This is a genomic window from Paenibacillus sp. NRS-1781 (genome assembly GCF_050467745.1).
GTDB lineage: Bacteria > Bacillota > Bacilli > Paenibacillales > Paenibacillaceae > Paenibacillus > Paenibacillus terrae_A.
Genome location: NZ_JBITPI010000116.1, coordinates 1 through 719 on the forward strand (window position 1 = coordinate 1; position 719 = coordinate 719).

General features: G+C 54.1%; 2 protein-coding genes. One reads left to right on the forward strand and one right to left on the reverse strand.

Features of this window, described 5'->3' with window-relative positions:
- Positions 1-299, forward strand: a 299-nt coding sequence (locus ACIFO6_RS24180; protein WP_430044604.1) for a hypothetical protein, incomplete at its 5' end; no start/stop codon positions are given.
- Here the strand turns inward: ACIFO6_RS24180 and ACIFO6_RS24185 are convergent.
- Positions 296-719 (reverse strand): transposase (locus tag ACIFO6_RS24185; RefSeq protein WP_430044606.1); only part of this gene is annotated, 424 nt, incomplete at its 5' end. The two genes, ACIFO6_RS24180 and ACIFO6_RS24185, sit on opposite strands and share 4 nt — an antisense overlap.

Here is a 719-nt window from a genome sequence, read left to right on the forward strand (position 1 = left end):
CATTATTTTCTGACAGAGCCGGTGGCGGGAATAGAGATTGGGGCATTTTCCCCAACCCACAGATCCGTTCTATGATCGCACCTTGGATATCCACACTGTCTCTTGACGGCTTACCCTCCCATATCACGCCGGGTCGCTGCCCTTACATTCCTTCGTTCGGCCTTTCAAGAGGTGGACGCCGTTTCTTGCTCCTTTACGGGGTCGTTGCCCTTATGGAATTGATTCCTGCGGCTGCTCCGTGCTTCCGTTGTCTTGACTTATTTCCTTCCGGTGAGAAACTGAGTTTTGGCTTTTCTTAAGCTGCCTTCTGTAGCTGGGCCTGTCGTACTGGCCCTAAAACGTCGTTTGCATCATACGGGATTTGCTGGGTGCCGAGCGTGTGCAGCACGCGGATGAGTTTCCCGCACAAGGCCACTAAAGACTGCTTTTTCTTCAGCGGATTTTGACCTCGCGTCGTGAAGTACTGGTGCAGTGCTTTAAACTCGGCGTTCTTGGCTACCATCGGCATGACCGCCCGGAACAGCAACGCCCGAAGCCGTGCGCGTCCACGTTTGGTTATGCTGGTTTTGCCTTTTTTCTTTCCTGAACTGTTCTCCTTGAGATTTAGTCCAGCCAGTCGAATGATCTGCTGCCCATGCTCGTAGCCGCTCAGATCACCCACTTCCGCCAGGAATCCTGCCAAGGTGACCACGGCCACGCCCGGCACGGTGAGCATCTCT